This is a genomic window from Cognataquiflexum rubidum, from assembly GCF_022538115.1.
GTDB classification, from domain to species: Bacteria; Bacteroidota; Bacteroidia; order Cytophagales; family Cyclobacteriaceae; genus Cognataquiflexum; species Cognataquiflexum rubidum.
Map to the genome: position 1 here is coordinate 17,143 of NZ_JAKZAL010000027.1, position 16,648 is coordinate 33,790.

A 16,648-nucleotide genomic window follows, 5' to 3' on the forward strand; every position below is an offset into this window, starting at 1 on the left:
AATGTCTCCTTATTTTTTTTGTATTTCTTTTTGCACGATTGCATGATACGGCTATATTTGCACCACGATTTGAGACAACGGTCGATTTCGAATTACAAACCTTCTTATTTATCGCCTCCTTAGCTCAGCTGGTAGAGCAACTGACTTGTAATCAGTAGGTCGCTGGTTCGATCCCGGCAGGGGGCTCAAAAGGGTAGCAATAGCTACCCTTTTTTCGTATATCCAAATTCGATGATTTCATTAAATCGGGAAATATTCTTTAAAACAAAGAATATTTTTTTTAGGCATTTTTTCAATATTGAAATAAAACTAGAATTGAAGTACAATTGCAATGGCTAAGGACTATTGACCGTGATCGGATTTTCTGAATTTTTGATCTCAAAATTCACTTTGTTGAAAAGAACCTGATAATCATTTAAAAGGTATCTCCATTTTATTCAATTAAGTTTTTTCATTTAGCTTTTTTACAGGCCATTAAATCACCTATATTGATATATCATATCAAACACCGGTAGTGGGTTTAATACCTATAAATATTTATCCCAAACCAAACTAAGACCATTGATGCAGAGTGTTTTTTCACATATCGCCACCTTTCAATATTTCCATGAGTACCATGCAATGAAAAGTGCCGATATTTTTCAATTGAAAATTCCTAAGGAAACCCAAAAAATACTATCGAATTTAAATCTGATTATTAAACCATTTGAGTCTGGGTTTCATCTTTTGTCAGGAAACTCTTCACTGTTGCCGAATGAATTGAAACCTTTGAGATTTCACTTTCAGGTCAAAGATCCGCTATTTTGGAATTACACTGAATTAGAAGGATTCTATCCTCAAAAGAATTTGATATTTCATAGTAATTTGTTTCCAACAGAAGAAAATGAAACCGAAACCAAAGGAAAACTTATAGACCAAAATGCACTCTTCAACATTTATAAAGGTATGAAATTCCCCTTTGAACTTATCACTTCCCAAAATCCTATTGTTCTGGATGAATTGGGAAATTCAATAGAGGTAGATCCAAATGGATCACTTGGAGAAGAAATAGAAGAAGAAGGGAGCTTCACTTTACCTTCAAATACAGAGGTAAAGAAAATCTATTTCTTTCCAGACCAACTTTTTGTGTTACCGGGCATGGTTTTTTCCTTGCATATAGCAAAGCTTCTTGAAGATATCCTGTCCAATTACCCAATTTCATACCAAGTAAATTTCAAAGCCAGAGCTACTAAGTGGCGGTATATATTGGCCGATCAAGACTTAAACAAAAAACCTAGTTTAGGAATAAAGGATCTGAGAACAAACAGCTACACTTTTACAGAAAAACAAATAGAGATCAATGGCCCAGGAACAGTTAGGTGTTTTGAGTCCGATCAGGAGATTATACTTAAAAATTCAGCAACTGTAGATTTTCAACTGGTAGAAAATTCCAAACTGGAAGAAGGTGAAAAAATAGTTATTTCACATCTACCAACTGCCACTCCCGAATATCTGCATCATGAAGATTCTTCCCCAAATCATATCTATTCACATATTTTTATCTAACCAATATTTCACTAAAAATTAAAACCTGTGGAACAACCACTAATGACTCCCGGCGTCTACATCGAAGAGAAAAACGCCTTTCCTGGTTCTGTTGTAGAAGTTGCTACGGCCATACCTGCATTTATTGGCTACACTGAAAAGGCTTCCCGCAACGGTAAATCGCTTTTAAATATCCCCACAAGGATTACTTCCTTCGCGGAATATGTAGAATTATTTGGTGGTGCTTTTAATCCATTATTCAAACTTGAAACACCACAAGACGGAGACAAAAACAGGGTTAGTATTAGAGATACTGAATTTGTTATAAAATATGCGAAGGACAACCACCTGCTTTTTTATAACAGCATCAAGCTGTTTTATGCCAATGGGGGAGGGACTTGTTATATAGTATCAGTGGGGACTTATGAGGGAAAAGATTCCCTAAAGATTAATAAGGATCAGCTTTTGGGTTATGGCAAGGATGAAAATGGTAAACCTATTGATGGGGGTTTGCACTCATTGGAAAAAGAACAGGAACCTACTATGGTAGGTATACCGGAGGCGGTTTTATTGGGAAAGGAATGTTATGAGATTTACAGAGAGGTGTTGGCGCATTGTAATCACATGCAAAACAGAATCGGGATTTTTGACCTCTTTGATGGATATAAAAGCAGAGAGAAAGGAGACGATCCAATTGATTTTTTTAGAGATAATATAGGTATAGATTTTTTGAGTTATGCGGCTGCCTATTATCCATGGCTTTATACCACAGTGGTCCAAAAAGGTGAAGTGAGTTTTAAAAACCTTGATCCTGAAATAGATTTGGAATCAATACTTCCTGAGTCAAATGCTCAAAAATTGATATTGGAATTTCCAAAAAATGAAGATGATTTTAGAATTGCCTTTCAAAAGGAATTTCCCAATATTTCACAAATACCTGAGGTTGCTCTTAATGACTTTTTCAATAAGAAAAAAGACCACTTACACTTGGGCTTGATGGCAACAAGTCCAACGTATGCCTCGATTTTGGAAGAAATAAGGAGTATGATGAATTTATTGCCATCCGCTGCGGCTTTGGCAGGAATATATACGATGGTGGACAATAACAGAGGAGTTTGGAAATCTCCGGCAAATGTTTCCCTGAATGCCGTGATTAAGCCTGCTGTGGAGATATCCCATGAAGAACAGGAGAACTTAAATGTACATGTCTCAGGAAAATCAATCAATGCGATCAGGACCTTTCCCGGAGTCGGAACTTTGGTATGGGGTGCAAGGACCCTCGATGGCAACAGCTTAGATTGGCGATATATCAATGTCAGGAGAACCATCATCATGGTCGAGCAATCAATCAAACTTGCACTCAGAGCTTATGTCTTTGAACCTAATGATGCCAATACTTGGATCACTGTCAAGAGTATGATTGTCAGTTTCTTGACTGAAAAGTGGAAGCAGGGTGCATTAGCTGGTTCATCTCCTGAGGATGCCTTTGATGTTCAGATCGGCTTGGGTGCTACGATGACAGGGTTGGACATTTTGCAAGGAAAAATGCTAGTTTCAGTCAAATTGGCAATTGTCAGACCTGCAGAATTTATTGTAGTCACTTTCCAACAACAAATGCAGAAATCATAATCATTTAAAACATTGACATAAATCTATTTTTCTTTTCACTTCAATTTTTAAAATTTAACCAAAACCATAAAAAAACAAAATCATGGCAGGAGAAGCACAAGATAGCGATTGGCCATTACCCAAGTTTTACTTTAAAGTAGATTTGGGAAGCACCACAGACGTTCCTTTTCAGGAAGTAAGTGGCCTGGAAGTGACTGCACAGCCCATTGAATACAGACATGGCAACAGCCCGGTATTCTCGACGATCAATATGCCCGGAATTGTCAAAAACAACAATGTGACATTGAAAAAGGGCGTGTTTGCAAAGGACAATAAGTTCTTTGATTGGTACACCAAGATCAAAATGAACACAGTTGAACGTCAAAATGTCGTCATCAAGTTATGTGACGAAGGTGGAAATCCTACAATGACCTGGACTTTAGCCAATGCTTGGCCAACAAAAATCAGCTCAACGGATATGAAATCTGATGCCAATGAAGTAGCTGTGGAAACTATCGAAATTTCACACGAGGGGCTAACTATTGCTAACGGTTAATCAGCATGGATACCTCAAGTTTCTTTACGCAGGGGTATGTACCACCTATTGCTTTCTATTTTGAAGTAGTTTTTATAAGAAACGGAAACTCCAAGATGGACAGCAGTTTTCAGGAAGTATCCGGATTGAAAGTGACGATTGAAACGATGGAAAAAAAAAGAAGGCGAGGACAATATTTTTGTCCACCACCTTCCCAAATCCATTAAATATGATGATTTAGTTTTGTAGAGGTGTCTAATGAAAGGTTTGAATTTAGAAAGTTGGTGTAGGGATGCAATTGAAAATTTCAAATTCAAGCCATTCGACATCAGTTTGAGATTGGTATCTTCCAAATCAGAAGCAAATGAAGGTGTAGCCAATATTCCACTGGCCGTATGGTCTTTTGAACAGGCATTTCCTATTTCTTGGGAACTTGCAGCCATAGGATATGAGAAAAATGAATTTACGATAGAGACCTTAACATTGAAGTACCGAAATTTTTACAAAACCCTATAGGACATGACATTGATCATTAAAGAACTAATCATAAAAGGTGAAGTAACGGATGAAAATCCTGATTTTGAAAAAGTGAAATGATTGAAGAAAAACTGAAAGAATATCTATACCAACTCAAAAAGGAAATAGAGAATGATTGTATTGACAGAATTATGGAAAAGCTCCAAAACCGTTCACAAAGATAAAATCCAAACAAATGGCTGATATCCTCAAAGAGTCCTCCGACCCGATTTCTCTATCCATCAAGATCAATGGAAGTACAATAAAAGACACTGTTGAAATACTTTCAGTCAGTGTTTCAAAAGAAGTAAATAGGATTTCCAGTGCAAAGTTTATCGTTATGGAAGGGAGTGCATTTGGGGTTTCAAACGAGTCATTTTCAAATGCAGAAGGCCCTGATTTTGTTCCCGGCAATGTAGTCGAAATAGAGATGGGATATGGAAATAGTAGGGAACTGGTATATGCCGGAATTTTGCTTTCCCAAAGAATGATTGTAAAAAAAACCAAATCTTATCTGGAAATCACCTGTAAAGACAAAGCAGTCCAACTTACCAAAGGGAGGTTTACCAATGTTTATACTGAAGCAACGGATAGCGATACATTTGGGAAAATTGCAGGAAAATTTGGTTTGGAAAATAACATTGACAGCACCAATGTGACATTTGGCCAAATGGTGCAACATCATTGTTCCTATTGGGATTTTATTCTCATGAGGGCCGAGATGAATAACCAAATTGTTATTACTGAGAATAATCAACTTAAAATAAAAGAAATCGATCTAAGTTCTTCCCCTGTGATATCTATTCAGGCAGATACGGTTGTGCTGGAAGCTGATCTGGATATTGATGCTGAGGATATAGTGAAAGAGTTCAATGTTGTGTCCTGGGATGAAAGTAGTCAACAGATCGCTTCTGCCACATCGAATGTAAGTGATTCGCTAAATCTTGGGAATATAACGACCCAAAAACTTTCAGATGTTCTTTCCGGAATTTCAAGTAACCGGTTAAGTTCTGCCTCCTTGACCAAAGAGGAACTGCAAAATATCGGTAAGAGTGCAGCAAACCGGGTTGTCTTGAATAAAATAAAGGGGAGAATTAAGCTCCCTGGAACTTCCAAAGTCCTGCCTGGAAATATTGTTGAATTAAAGGGATTTAATCAAAGATTCAACGGAAATGCCTTCGTTTCCAAAGTAATTCATGAAATGGAAGAAGGGGATTGGATCACTTCACTGTATATAGGAATGTCCTCCAGTTTCCATTCCTCTTTTCCAGATCTGGAGGAACACGATGCAGGAGGGAATTTACCGGCTGCAAAGGGTTTGCATATCGGTAAGGTGGCAGCTATTCACGGTGATCCTGACGCTAATTATAGAGTCAAAATAACAATGCCTTCCTTTAAGGGAGAGGTTGAAGAATATGTCTGGGCAAGAATGACTTTCGATTATGCTTCAAATCAATGTGGATTTTTCTTTTATCCTGAAATTGGGGATGAAGTATTGGTAGGTTTTGTCAATAACGATCCGCGTTTTCCTGTCATTATGGGGGGGCTTTACAGTAAAAAGAACAATCCAAAAGAGGAACCTGATGAAAAAAACCAATTCAAATCCATTGTAACCAAGTCAGGAATTACTATAAAGTTTGATGATGAAGAAAAAATTCTGACGATTTCTACACCCGGAGGTAATAAATGGGTGATGAATGATAAAGAAAAAATGATAGAGTTCGAGGATACGAATGGAAACAAATTAACGATGAATGACAGTGGAATTTCTATGGAAAGTCCTAAAGACATCAAGATATCAGCAAAAGGAAAAATCTCCCTAGATGCAATGGGGGAGATCGGGATTTCTTCCAATGCTGATATAATTTCCAAAGGTTTGAATGTAAGTCTTGAAGCTCAGGTAGGATTCAAAGCTAAGGGAAATGCATCAGCTGAATTGTCAGCTTCAGGGCAGACCACCGTAAAAGGTGCCATGGTAATGATCAATTAAATGGGAAAATAGATGCCTTTAGCAGCTAGATTAACAGATATGCACGTCTGCCCGATGCAGACTCCCGGTTTGCCACCAATTCCCCATGTGGGAGGACCAATCATTGGCCCCGGAGTTCCAAATGTTTTGATTGGAAAAATGCCGGCTGCCGTCTTAGGAGATTCCCTGGTTTGTAAAGGGCCACCTGACTCAATTATCAAAGGCTCTTCCACAGTGATGATAGGAGGGAAACCAGCAGCTAGAATGGGAGATGCTACTGCACATGGGGGTAGTATTGTTTTAGGATGTCCAACAGTGATGATCGGGGGATAAGATGGATAATTCTGAAAAATCATTTTTGGAAATTATAGAATCGGAGCAAAATTTCATCAATAAGGCAACTATAGAATTTCAATATTCCAATAGAAATCTCGCCATTCGCTGTAATGAATTAATTGAGAAGATTTTTGCCACCCAAATTTTGTCGAAAATGGATGAAGCCTTTGGCTTCAAGTCTTTCCATGGAATTAATCTGGAATTGGCGAGCTACGATGACAGGGTTGGACATTTTGCAAGGAAAAATGCTGGTTTCAGTCAAATTGGCTATAGTAAGACCTGCAGAATTCATTATTGTTACCTTCCAGCAACAAATGCAAAAATGATAATGAGATGAAACAAGGCCATATTGCATCTAAAGAAAGAATGCTTACCTACAAAGAAGGAAAAGTACCTGCTGATGGCAAATGGCATGATATCTTGGCAGGTCTCACAGGATGCCATGCATATGAAATCATGGCCTATTCAGGAGTTGAAGGAAAAGGAAAATATGCATTGATGCATGCCATCGCGATAAGCACTTTCGGAAAATCCAAATCAAAGATATCCAAGACGTGCGCCCATTACGGCTTTTGGTGGAATAAGATCAACCTAAGATGGGTAGGAGAGACCAAAAACTTTGGCTTACAAATTAAGACAATGAGTAATTACGGAGATGGAAATGAAATATATTTCAGAATATCCACCCTCTGGGATAGTACTATAATGTAAGACATAAAATAAGCATAGAAGAGAGCTTTAAAGTTTTTCAATAAATGATCAGCTCAAATAGAGTTTGGATTTTTATACTAATTTATATTTCTTTTTCCCCACACCATCTAAAAAGGATAAACCTTTAACTCAATCCCCCAAATCAGCGGTAACAGATAATAGGTAAATAGAGTGATGATAATGATGGAAACAAAGTTCATCCACAACCCGGCTTTGACCATGTCGGGAATCCGGAGGTAACCCGAACCAAATACCACGGCATTGGGCGGTGTCGCTACAGGAAGCATAAATGCACAACTGGCCGCCATCGTCGCACCGACCATCAATCCAAAAGGATGAACACCCATGGAGTAGGAGACAGCCGCCAAAATCGGAAGGATCATCGATGCAGTGGCTACATTGGAAGTGATTTCTGTCAGGAAATTAACCGCAGCGATGATTATCAACAAAAACAGTCCAAAGGCAATGAAATCAAGGAACACAAACTGATTGCCGATCCAGGAAGCCAATCCGGTTGATTTGAATCCTTCTGCCAATGACAAACCGCCGCCAAAAAGCAATAATATTCCCCAAGGAATGCTTTCAGCAGTTTTCCAATCTAGCAGTTTAGTTTTCGGTTTGGAAGAGGGGAGGACAAATAGCACCAAAACCCCAGCAATCGCAATGATTGTATCGTCCAAGGCAGGAATTAAATCTTGAAGTAAAAATGTCCTGCTGATCCAGGCAAAACTCACGGAACCGAAAACCCAAGCAACCCGCTTTTCTTCCCTTGTCATCGGGCCCAATAGGGAAAGTTGTCGTTGGATTTCTTCTTTACCGCCTTCAATCTTAAAGTTCTTCTCAAAAGGGAAGGCATATTTCACCAAATAAAACCAGCAAAATGCCAAAAGCAATACTGCAACGGGAAAGCCGTACAGCATCCATTGGGAAAAGCTGATTTCATAGCCATACATGTCCTTGATGACTCCGGCCAAAATGATGTTGGTAGGCGTGCCAATTAAGGTAGCCATACCGCCAATAGATGCACTATATGCAATTCCCAACATCAATGCTTTTCCGAGGTTGTTTGGAAGGACTTCCTTGATGGCCGCATTGGGAGTCAACTGTGTCACCACAGCCACACCGATGGGCAACATCATCAGGGAAGTAGCGGTATTGGAAATCCACATGGAAAGGAAGGCCGTCGCCACCATAAATCCCAAAATGATCTTTTGGATGTCAGTGCCGATAAAAGAGATGATACTCAAAGCAATCCGCTTGTGCAGACTCCATTTTTCGATCGCCATAGCAATCATAAAACCTCCCATATACAGCAATACCATCGGGTGGGAATAGGAAGCTGCCGTCTCGGCAATCGGCAATACATTCAAAGTAGGTAAAAGCACCAAAGGCAACAAGGCGGTAGCTGCAATCGGAATCGCTTCTGTAATCCACCAAGTCGCTATCCAAACAGTCACAGCCATCATAGCCAAAGCTTCTTTAGACATTGCTGCAGGCTTTACAAAAAATAAAATTAGTAGAAATAAAATCGGTCCAAGAATGATTCCGATGCGTGAGGTAAGGTTAGGGTTCATATCAGCAATTAAATCCTATAATTACCAAAAAATTCAGGCAATTCAAACCGCAATCATGAGAGTGGTGGATTATGCTCAGCGATCTTGTAAATATAGAGATATCGTATTGTGTCCGATTGTATTTAACATAATGTAAATTATATAACAACTGTTTTCTATAATCCTGATTCCAACTATTTAGTCATATTTGTCAGCCATTACTTTTCTCCGTGTAAGCGCCATCTTAGGGTTTCAGGCATCGGTATAGAGGTATAGGATTTGGTGAGAAGGCCACCGCCACGCATCCACCACGTAGCGTAATTTTTACTGCAACAATTTCACCTAATAATATTCGTTATCTCCTACTTCTTCTGTACTCCAAAGGCGCTACACCGGTAATTTTTTTAAATACACGCGCGAAATGATTTTGATATTCAAATTTTAAGAGGTAAGCAATCTCTGAGACAGAATAACTAGTATGGGCCAAATAGTTTTGTGCTTTTTGAATCAGCACTTCATGTACAATGGTCAATGTTGACTTGCCACTCACTTTTCTACATATACGGTTTAAGTGTGCCGGTGTAATGCCGATGTCTTTGGCAAGGGATGGAATGCGTCTAGTCTGATTTTCGTTCTTTAACATTTTCTGAAACCGTGCGTAGTAGTCCAGACTTTTATTTTGTTTGGAAAAATTGGCATCATTATTTTTACCAATTCGATAAATAATCAATAATAACCTTTTTAAAACAGCCTCGAGCATTAGTTTCTTTTCCGCATGGTCAGAGAACAACTCGTGACTAGCGGTTCTTATCAAATTCATGACTTCATCAAAATTTATAGATTTTTCTTCAGGAAATGAAATCAATTGTAGCTTTTCCAGTACCATCATAACGGCAGAAGATTGGGGGAAAAGCATTTCAACTACATAGTCCGACAGCGTTAATATCTGACCATTTACATCCGTGCTATAATGCAATCCATGGAGCGAACTCGGTGGAACAAAAAGAATACAGGGTGCTTCTATAGACGTTTCTTGTGATATTCCGATAAACTTCACACTGCCTGATTCAATAAAAAAAAGTTGATACAAGTGAGAGTGAATATGGGGGTAAATCACCCAATCAAATCCCTTGCTTCGCGTTTCAATAGCTTCCAAAAACACATACTCGGCATCGAGCTTATGACTTATATCTCCATAAAGTCCTTCGTAGTGCCTCAGTTTGGGAGATGTTCGAATTGTATCCATATAATTCTAAAATGTAGCCATTTTATAAATGAGAATCATGCTTTTTTATGAAATTATTCGAATAGTTTCTAAGTTGTTCCAGATTTATAAAAAGACTATGATAAAACTAACCAAGCTCTACGTCACATTTTTGCTTTTGCTCTTCTTGAGTCACACCACTCATTCACAGCAATCAGGCAAGATCAACACTGATCATATCAAAAAAAAATGGCTGGATGTGGAGTATGCAACGATATCACCTGCACAAAAGCTGGACATTTATTTACCTGATGAAGAAGGCAAAGGCCCCTATCCTATTATCATCAGCATACATGGAGGTGCTTTTATGTTTGGTGATAAAGCCGACAATCAACTAAAACCAATGCTTGAAGGTTTGAAGTACGGCTATGCCGTCGTATCTATCAACTATAGGATGAGCGGAGAAGCATTGTTTCCTAAAAATATTAATGATGTCAAAGCGGCTATTCGTTGGATAAAAGCAAATGCAAACCAGTATAACCTCAATGCGAATAAGGTCGCACTATGGGGAGGTTCTGCTGGTGGAAATTTATCGGCATTGGCAGGTACTTCTGGGGATGTGAAAGAATTAGAAGACATGAGTTTGGGAAACGCCGATCAATCCAGTCGGGTCCAAGCTGTGGTCAATTGGTTTGGTCCTACTGACTTTTTAGCTATGGATGATCAATTAAGAGAAACCGGCAACGGCATACCCGATCACAGCGAGGCGAACTCACCAGAATCTAAAGTATTGGGGCAAAAAATTACTGAGATACCCGAAAAGGTAAAGGAAGCAAATCCTGAAACTTATATTACCAGCGATGATCCACCATTTTTTATACAACATGGCACAAAAGACCATCTTGTGCCTACTCAACAGTCTATCAATTTTGCAAAAAAGCTTGAAGCAGTTTTAGGCAAAGAAAAAGTCACGCTTGTGTTATTGGAAGGCAGTAAGCATGGTGGTCCTGCATTTGAAACTCCAGAAAATATTGAATTAGTCTTTGTCTTCCTGGATACCTACTTGAAATAAGGCGATGGCTTCAGGAGAATTTCCATTGGACTACAAATCAAAACTGACTTCAACTCATTATGGAGTAATCTTGATTTGTTTCCTGATGAATATGTGTGATGGCATGAATGTTATGGTAATCTCATATACGGCTAATTCTATTACTTCATCCTGGAATATAAATCCATCCGGTTTTGGTATTGTGTTTAGTGTTGGATTATTAGGTATGGCTTTAGGCGCCATGCTGTTGGCACCAAAGGCCGATGTAATCGGGCGAAAGCCAATGATCTTATTATGTGCCTTGTGGATGGGCTTGGGTTCTTTTGTTACTGCTTACGCACTTTCCTTGGAGCAATTAATCTTCTTGCGATTCTTTACCGGCATTGGGATTGGCAGTATGCTGGCGTGCACTTCCACCCTTGCTTCAGAATATGCACCCCAGCGTACAAAAAATTTCTGGGTTAGTTTCGTGATGTCGGGCTATCCGGTTGGTGCGGTACTTTCAGGACTTGTGGCAACTCAATTGATTGCGCACCAAGGATGGCCTTCCATGTATATCTTTTCTGGGATCGTTACGCTGTTAACCATTCCTCTAGGATTTTTTTTCCTGAAAGAGTCCATCGATTTCCTTTTAAAAAAACAACCCACACAAGCGCTACAAAAAATTAATTCAATTTTATTAAGCATGAAGTTGAAAAGTATTTCAACGCTGCCCTCCATTGACCAGAATCAGGCAAAGACAAACGTAACGATGCTCTTCAATGCCGATCTAAAGAGTGCCACCATCCTTACCTGGACTGCCTTTCTTATGTGCTTCGCTGCACTGTATTTTCTGACAAGTTGGATACCTAAGTTAGCCTTTATTACTGGGCTATCAAATTCACTTTCAATCTATGCAGGAATACTTTTTAATCTGGGAGCTTTCGTAGGTATCCTTACACAAGGCTATCTTTCAGCAAAGTTTGGATTGCGAAAAGTGATTTGTTTTTTTTTATTGGCCACTGCCCTACTCATGATGCTTTTCGGGTTTTTTACGGGTACAGCACTTACCTTGATCTTTTTTGGACTTATAGGATTTGGGATTCAAGGTGGCTTCATTGGATTATATTCTGTGGCAGCTCGCATTTATTCCACCGAGGTTCGAAGTACTGGTATAGGTTGGGCAATAGGCTTTGGAAGATTGGGAGCCATCATCGGACCCTTTGTGGGCGGCCTTTTAATCAGCAGTGGCTGGTCCGTAGACTTAAACTTCATCGCTTTTGCTTTGCCATTAGTTGTTGCCGGTGTTGTTACTCTTTTTATAAAATCATCTGAACTAAGTTGAAAAATGAAGAAAGAAATCATTTGGGATATCGCACATTTGGCTCATGTGGAATTGTTAACGCCAAAACTCGATGAAAGTGCCCGCTTCTTTACCGAAATTATGGGCATGTCGGTAAGCGATGTAAAAGGAGATTCTGTTTATCTTCGGTCATATGATGATTACGAACATCATTCCCTGAAGCTAACAGCAAACAAATATCCCGGGATGCGCCACTTTGCCTGGCGCGCCAGAAGTGAGCAAGCGTTGCAACGAAGGGTTGATGCTATTCAATCCACTAAATTGGGAATAGGTTGGCACGATGGCGACATCGGGCATGGTCGTGCTTTTAGTTTCCATACCCCCGACGGACATCTGGCCGAAATATATTTCGACACGCAGAAGTATAAAGCATCAACCAAGAATATGTCAGCATTAAAAAATACTGCGAGCAAATTCCCAGGAAAGGGCATAAATGTAAGGCGCATTGATCACTTGAATTTATTTGCTAAAGATGTACGTGCCTTCCGAGATTTCCAATTGCAAAACTTAGGTGGTATGCTTACAGAAACCATTGTGGATGACACCACCGATATGAACCCAAAAGCTGTTTGGTTTGCCGTTAATTCCAAGTCATACGACTTGGCTGTTACCGAAGACCACACAAACTTGAACGGTCGGTTTCATCATCTTACTTTTGCCACCAACAGTCGCGAAGAAATTTTGATTGCTGCTGATATATTTTTGGAAAACGGAATCACCATAGAAACTGGTCCACACAAGCATGCCATTCAGCAAACATTCTTTTTATATGTTTATGAACCGGGGGGCAACCGAATTGAAGTAGCAAATTCAACAGCGCGACTTGTTCTTGATCCGGATTATCAAACAATTATCTGGACAATAGAGGAACGTAAAAAAGGACAGGCTTGGGGTTTAGCTACAGTACCTAGTTTTCACACTCGAGGTACACCGATGCCGGAAGATTTGATGTAATTATTTAATTTAAATAATATGAATAAAAGGCTTTTGATAGTGGGCGCACATTCAGGTGATTTTGTTTGGCGTGCTGCCGGAACGATTGCTAAAACAATTGAAGAGGGAGGGACTACATTGGTAATCGCAATGTCATATGGAGAGCGGGGAGAATCAGGTGAACTATGGAAAGAAGATCCGAATCGCACTGAAGAAAGCGTTAAAATCATTCGACACGAGCAAGCTTCCAAAGCTGCGGCCATACTGGGTACACCGATTCAATTTTTAGATTGGGGCGATTACCCAATGCTCCTCACGGATGATCGTATAAAGCAGCTGACAACGATCATCGGTGATTTTGAACCCAACGTAATTCTAACCCATTCTGAAAAAGACCCCTTCAATCCCGATCATCCAGTGGCATTTCAGGCTGTGCAGCGCGCACGACTTCTTTCATCTGGAGCAGGAGTACCAAGTGCATTCAAAAATATTGATCCGCCAGCATGGTATTCCTTTGAACCACATCAACCCGAATTGTCAAGCTTTGTACCAGATACATTTGTAGACATCAGCTCTGTGATGGACAAAAAAAATGAGGCTATGAGTTGCATGGGCGCACAGAACTATCTGAAAGATTATTATGCTGAGTTAGCCTCACGCAGGGCAAATCATGTAAGAAGAATTTCGGGCAAAAAAGACATCAAGTTTGCTGAAGCATACCAAAGTCAGGTGCCACGGATTGTATCCAGTATTTTCTAACAATAATGAGCATGAACAAGATCGAAGAATTATGCAAGTTTTCCTCCGCTACTATTCATGAAGCGATGGGCCGGAATGGAAATCTACCCTCTGGTATTAAGCCTATTCATTCAAAAATGAAGGTTTATGGTCGCGCTTATACAGTCATGACAATGCCCCGGGATAATGTTTTGTTGCATCGGGCCTACGCTTATGCGAAACCTGGTGATGTGATTGTTGCGAGTTGTTGCGGCTTTTATGAAGCAGGATATTGGGGTGACTTAATGAGTCTCGGAGCAAAGACAAAAGGCATTGCTGGTTTAGTAATTGATGGGTGCGTGCGCGATGCCGATGATATAGAAGCGATGGGTTTTCCGGTGTTCAGTCGCGGGTTATGCATACGAGGCACCAGCAACCATGGTGATGGTACGTTGAACGAACCGATTATCATTGGTGACTGTATGATTCATCCGGGAGATATTATAATTGGTGATCGTGATGGAGTTGTAGTAGTGCCTCAAGATAGAATGGATGAGGCGATTGAGAAATCGAGGGCACGAGAGGAAAAAGAAGAAAAAGTTAGAAAGCAATTGAGAGAAGGAAAAACATCCATACAAATTTATGGATGGGATAAAAAATTTGGTTACTGATGGATAAATTGCACATTGCCATTCTTGGTTTGGGTGAAGCGGGAAGTCGATTTGCAAATGACTTAGTGAAATTGGGCGTTCGCGTTTCTGGCTGGGATCCTAATCTGATAAGAGAATTAAATGTAGCTGTTTTTGTTGCAAAGAGTAATCTGGAAGCATGCCGTGATGCTGATATTATTTTAAGTGTAAATCTTTCATCCGTTTCGGAAGCGGTGGCAAGGGAAGTTTTACCTGTCTTAAATAGCAAAAAGATTTATGCCGAAATGAATACATCATCTCCTGAGATGAAAGTAGGAATCAATACTATTTTGCAATCATCAGGAGTTCATTTTGTGGATGTTGCAATCATGGCTCCCGTGCCGCCTAGTGGTATTTTTACTCCTCTGTTAACCTCTGGACCCGGAGCCTTAATCTTGAAAGAAAAGTTAAACCATCTTAATCTATACCTTTCGGTCTTGAGTGAAACCGTCGGCGATGCATCCACCCGAAAACTACTTCGCTCCATTGTATACAAAGGAATTGCCGCAGTCATATGTGAGGCCGTTGAGGCAGGAAAAGTTTTTGAATTGGAAGGCTACGTGCGCGAACAGATTCAATCCATCATCGGTGGGAACGATGAATTGATTGACCGGTTTATTGAAGGTAGTGTTACTCATGCCGAAAGGCGCATGCACGAAATGGAAGCGGTAGCAAAAATGCTGGAGTCCAAAGGAATCGAACCGTTTCTTTCAAAAGCTGTATATGATAATCTCACTAAATTAAAAAACAGAAAATAATTACCATGCAAACATCAATACCTTTTATGTTATTTCGTGGTGGAAGTTCCAAAGCACTTTTTTTTCATCTTGCAGATTTACCTGCTGATGTAGCAACTCGTGATAAGTACATTTTGGCAGCCATGGAGGGAGTTGGTCAGGGAGATCTGCGACAAATTGATGGAATGGGTGGAGCCACATCGCTTACAAGCAAAGTTGCGGTCGTTAGTCCATCTAAAGAAAAAAATGCTGACCTCGACTATTTATTTTTACAAGTTGTAATTGGCAAAGGAAAGATTTCAACTACACAAACGTGCGGTAATATTCTAGCAGCAGTTGTACCCTTCGCCATTGAATCAGGATTGATAAAAGCGAATAATCCATCAACTACAGCCATTGTCAATCTCGTAAACACAGGTGGACATTGCGAAGTCACGGTAGAAACACCCAATGGTATTGTAAACTATAACGGCCAGACTAAAGTGGATGGAGTTCCGGGAACTTCCGCACCCATACTCTGCAATTACCTTGGTACTGAGGGTGCAACCTGTGGAAGTTTATTTCCTACGGGTAACTTGCTCGATATTGTAGATGGAATTTCTGTCACCTGCATTGACAACGGCATGCCCGAAATACTTATCCGCGCAAGCGATCTACTTATATCAGGAAATGAATCACCATTAGAGTTAAACTCAAATGAAGAATTAAAAAGAAAACTGGAGCATATTCGATTGCAGATGGGCCCAAAAATGAATTTAGGTGATGTGACAAACCAAACTATTCCCAAAATTTGTGTGGTATCAGTTCCTCTTAATGGCGGCGCTATCAACACAAGAACCTTCATTCCTCATGTATGCCATGAAGCCATTGGCGTGCTCGGTGCGGTATCCACAGCAACGGCTTGCATCATAGCCGGAACAGTTGCTAATAAAATAGCTTCCCTCCCATCAAGTCATGAAGCAGGTTTATCTATCGAACATCCCACTGGGGAGTTCACTGTGAAACTAATAACAGAAAAGACCGAGGGGAAAATCTCTATTAAGAAGTCAATTGTCTTACGCACCTCTAGGCTTATCAGCATGGGAGAAGTTTATATCCCGAAGCATATATAAAATATGCAATGCTATGGATAATAAACGTATTTCAACACACACTGTCTAGCCTGCACAGGCTGATACTAAGACAAAAGCCTATTCAACCAAAGTTTCGATTGTATCTATACC

Annotated in this window: 17 protein-coding genes and 1 tRNA gene; 16 read left to right on the forward strand and 2 right to left on the reverse strand. The window is 39.9% G+C overall.

Annotated elements, in window-relative coordinates:
- Positions 1-113 precede the first annotated feature (113 nt).
- The 9 genes from MMU05_RS20610 (at position 114) to MMU05_RS20650 (ending at position 7,199) form a co-directional block, all read left to right on the forward strand.
- Positions 114-186, forward strand: a tRNA-Thr gene (locus tag MMU05_RS20610).
- A 378-nt stretch (positions 187-564) separates the two neighbouring features.
- Positions 565-1,545, forward strand: a complete 981-nt coding sequence (locus MMU05_RS20615) for a hypothetical protein (RefSeq protein ID WP_241143547.1) — start codon at positions 565-567, stop codon at positions 1,543-1,545.
- Between the two features lie 27 nt (positions 1,546-1,572).
- Complete coding sequence (locus MMU05_RS20620; RefSeq protein WP_241143548.1) at positions 1,573-3,153, forward strand: phage tail sheath family protein; 1,581 nt, start codon at positions 1,573-1,575, stop codon at positions 3,151-3,153.
- A gap of 82 nt (positions 3,154-3,235) precedes the next feature.
- The gene (locus MMU05_RS20625) at positions 3,236-3,688 is read left to right on the forward strand and encodes a phage tail protein (RefSeq protein WP_241143549.1); all 453 of its coding nucleotides are present in this window, start codon (positions 3,236-3,238) and stop codon (positions 3,686-3,688) included.
- 246 nt (positions 3,689-3,934) lie between these two features.
- Complete coding sequence (locus MMU05_RS20630) at positions 3,935-4,183, forward strand: phage tail protein (protein WP_241143550.1); 249 nt, start codon at positions 3,935-3,937, stop codon at positions 4,181-4,183.
- A 196-nt stretch (positions 4,184-4,379) separates the two neighbouring features.
- Positions 4,380-6,173 carry a phage baseplate assembly protein V gene (locus MMU05_RS20635; RefSeq protein ID WP_241143551.1) on the forward strand — a complete coding sequence of 598 codons (1,794 nt, stop codon included), beginning with the start codon at positions 4,380-4,382 and terminating at the stop codon, positions 6,171-6,173.
- A gap of 12 nt (positions 6,174-6,185) precedes the next feature.
- The gene (locus tag MMU05_RS20640) at positions 6,186-6,485 is read left to right on the forward strand and encodes a PAAR domain-containing protein (RefSeq protein ID WP_241143552.1); all 300 of its coding nucleotides are present in this window, start codon (positions 6,186-6,188) and stop codon (positions 6,483-6,485) included.
- Between the two features lies 1 nt (position 6,486).
- Positions 6,487-6,825 (forward strand): hypothetical protein, encoded by a 339-nt coding sequence (locus MMU05_RS20645; protein ID WP_241143553.1) that lies wholly within the window; start codon positions 6,487-6,489, stop codon positions 6,823-6,825.
- On the forward strand, positions 6,822-7,199 hold the full coding sequence (locus tag MMU05_RS20650) for a hypothetical protein (RefSeq protein ID WP_241143554.1): 378 nt from the start codon (positions 6,822-6,824) through the stop codon (positions 7,197-7,199). Before MMU05_RS20645 ends, MMU05_RS20650 begins: the two co-directional genes overlap by 4 nt.
- A gap of 107 nt (positions 7,200-7,306) precedes the next feature.
- On the opposite strand, the gene MMU05_RS20655 is transcribed toward MMU05_RS20650, so the two are convergent.
- On the reverse strand, positions 7,307-8,773 hold the full coding sequence (locus MMU05_RS20655; RefSeq protein WP_241143555.1) for an SLC13 family permease: 1,467 nt from the start codon (positions 8,771-8,773) through the stop codon (positions 7,307-7,309).
- A gap of 334 nt (positions 8,774-9,107) precedes the next feature.
- Positions 9,108-9,998: an AraC family transcriptional regulator gene (locus MMU05_RS20660; RefSeq protein ID WP_241143556.1), complete on the reverse strand. Its 891-nt coding sequence runs from the start codon at positions 9,996-9,998 to the stop codon at positions 9,108-9,110.
- A gap of 37 nt (positions 9,999-10,035) precedes the next feature.
- On the opposite strand from MMU05_RS20660, the gene MMU05_RS20665 reads away from it, so the two are divergent.
- Genes MMU05_RS20665 through MMU05_RS20695 form a run of 7 tightly spaced genes read left to right on the forward strand, consistent with a single transcriptional unit; the run spans position 10,036 to position 16,537 of the window.
- On the forward strand, positions 10,036-11,028 hold the full coding sequence (locus tag MMU05_RS20665; RefSeq protein WP_241143557.1) for an alpha/beta hydrolase: 993 nt from the start codon (positions 10,036-10,038) through the stop codon (positions 11,026-11,028).
- A 4-nt stretch (positions 11,029-11,032) separates the two neighbouring features.
- The gene (locus MMU05_RS20670) at positions 11,033-12,331 is read left to right on the forward strand and encodes an MFS transporter (protein ID WP_241143558.1); all 1,299 of its coding nucleotides are present in this window, start codon (positions 11,033-11,035) and stop codon (positions 12,329-12,331) included.
- Positions 12,332-12,334: 3 nt separating this feature from the next.
- On the forward strand, positions 12,335-13,303 hold the full coding sequence (locus tag MMU05_RS20675) for a VOC family protein (RefSeq protein ID WP_241143559.1): 969 nt from the start codon (positions 12,335-12,337) through the stop codon (positions 13,301-13,303).
- A gap of 18 nt (positions 13,304-13,321) precedes the next feature.
- Positions 13,322-14,041, forward strand: a complete 720-nt coding sequence (locus MMU05_RS20680; protein WP_241143560.1) for a PIG-L deacetylase family protein — start codon at positions 13,322-13,324, stop codon at positions 14,039-14,041.
- Between the two features lie 11 nt (positions 14,042-14,052).
- Complete coding sequence (locus tag MMU05_RS20685) at positions 14,053-14,670, forward strand: 4-carboxy-4-hydroxy-2-oxoadipate aldolase/oxaloacetate decarboxylase (protein ID WP_241143561.1); 618 nt, start codon at positions 14,053-14,055, stop codon at positions 14,668-14,670.
- Positions 14,670-15,446, forward strand: a complete 777-nt coding sequence (locus MMU05_RS20690; RefSeq protein WP_241143562.1) for an NAD(P)-binding domain-containing protein — start codon at positions 14,670-14,672, stop codon at positions 15,444-15,446. The genes MMU05_RS20685 and MMU05_RS20690 overlap by 1 nt, the downstream gene beginning before the upstream one ends.
- 5 nt (positions 15,447-15,451) lie before the next feature.
- Positions 15,452-16,537: a 4-oxalomesaconate tautomerase gene (locus tag MMU05_RS20695; protein WP_241143563.1), complete on the forward strand. Its 1,086-nt coding sequence runs from the start codon at positions 15,452-15,454 to the stop codon at positions 16,535-16,537.
- Positions 16,538-16,648 lie beyond the last annotated feature (111 nt).

Coding starts and splice junctions, on each gene's coding strand:
- MMU05_RS20615 (WP_241143547.1), top strand. CDS start 565: ATGCAGAGTGTTTTTTCACATATCGCCACCTTTCAATATTTCCATGAG.
- MMU05_RS20625 (WP_241143549.1), top strand. CDS start 3,236: ATGGCAGGAGAAGCACAAGATAGCGATTGGCCATTACCCAAGTTTTAC.
- MMU05_RS20635 (WP_241143551.1), top strand. CDS start 4,380: ATGGCTGATATCCTCAAAGAGTCCTCCGACCCGATTTCTCTATCCATC.
- MMU05_RS20640 (WP_241143552.1), top strand. CDS start 6,186: ATGCCTTTAGCAGCTAGATTAACAGATATGCACGTCTGCCCGATGCAG.
- MMU05_RS20645 (WP_241143553.1), top strand. CDS start 6,487: ATGGATAATTCTGAAAAATCATTTTTGGAAATTATAGAATCGGAGCAA.
- MMU05_RS20650 (WP_241143554.1), top strand. CDS start 6,822: ATGAAACAAGGCCATATTGCATCTAAAGAAAGAATGCTTACCTACAAA.
- MMU05_RS20655 (WP_241143555.1), bottom strand. CDS start 8,773: ATGAACCCTAACCTTACCTCACGCATCGGAATCATTCTTGGACCGATT.
- MMU05_RS20660 (WP_241143556.1), bottom strand. CDS start 9,998: ATGGATACAATTCGAACATCTCCCAAACTGAGGCACTACGAAGGACTT.
- MMU05_RS20665 (WP_241143557.1), top strand. CDS start 10,036: ATGCTTTTTTATGAAATTATTCGAATAGTTTCTAAGTTGTTCCAGATT.
- MMU05_RS20670 (WP_241143558.1), top strand. CDS start 11,033: ATGGCTTCAGGAGAATTTCCATTGGACTACAAATCAAAACTGACTTCA.
- MMU05_RS20675 (WP_241143559.1), top strand. CDS start 12,335: ATGAAGAAAGAAATCATTTGGGATATCGCACATTTGGCTCATGTGGAA.
- MMU05_RS20680 (WP_241143560.1), top strand. CDS start 13,322: ATGAATAAAAGGCTTTTGATAGTGGGCGCACATTCAGGTGATTTTGTT.
- MMU05_RS20685 (WP_241143561.1), top strand. CDS start 14,053: ATGAACAAGATCGAAGAATTATGCAAGTTTTCCTCCGCTACTATTCAT.
- MMU05_RS20690 (WP_241143562.1), top strand. CDS start 14,670: ATGGATAAATTGCACATTGCCATTCTTGGTTTGGGTGAAGCGGGAAGT.
- MMU05_RS20695 (WP_241143563.1), top strand. CDS start 15,452: ATGCAAACATCAATACCTTTTATGTTATTTCGTGGTGGAAGTTCCAAA.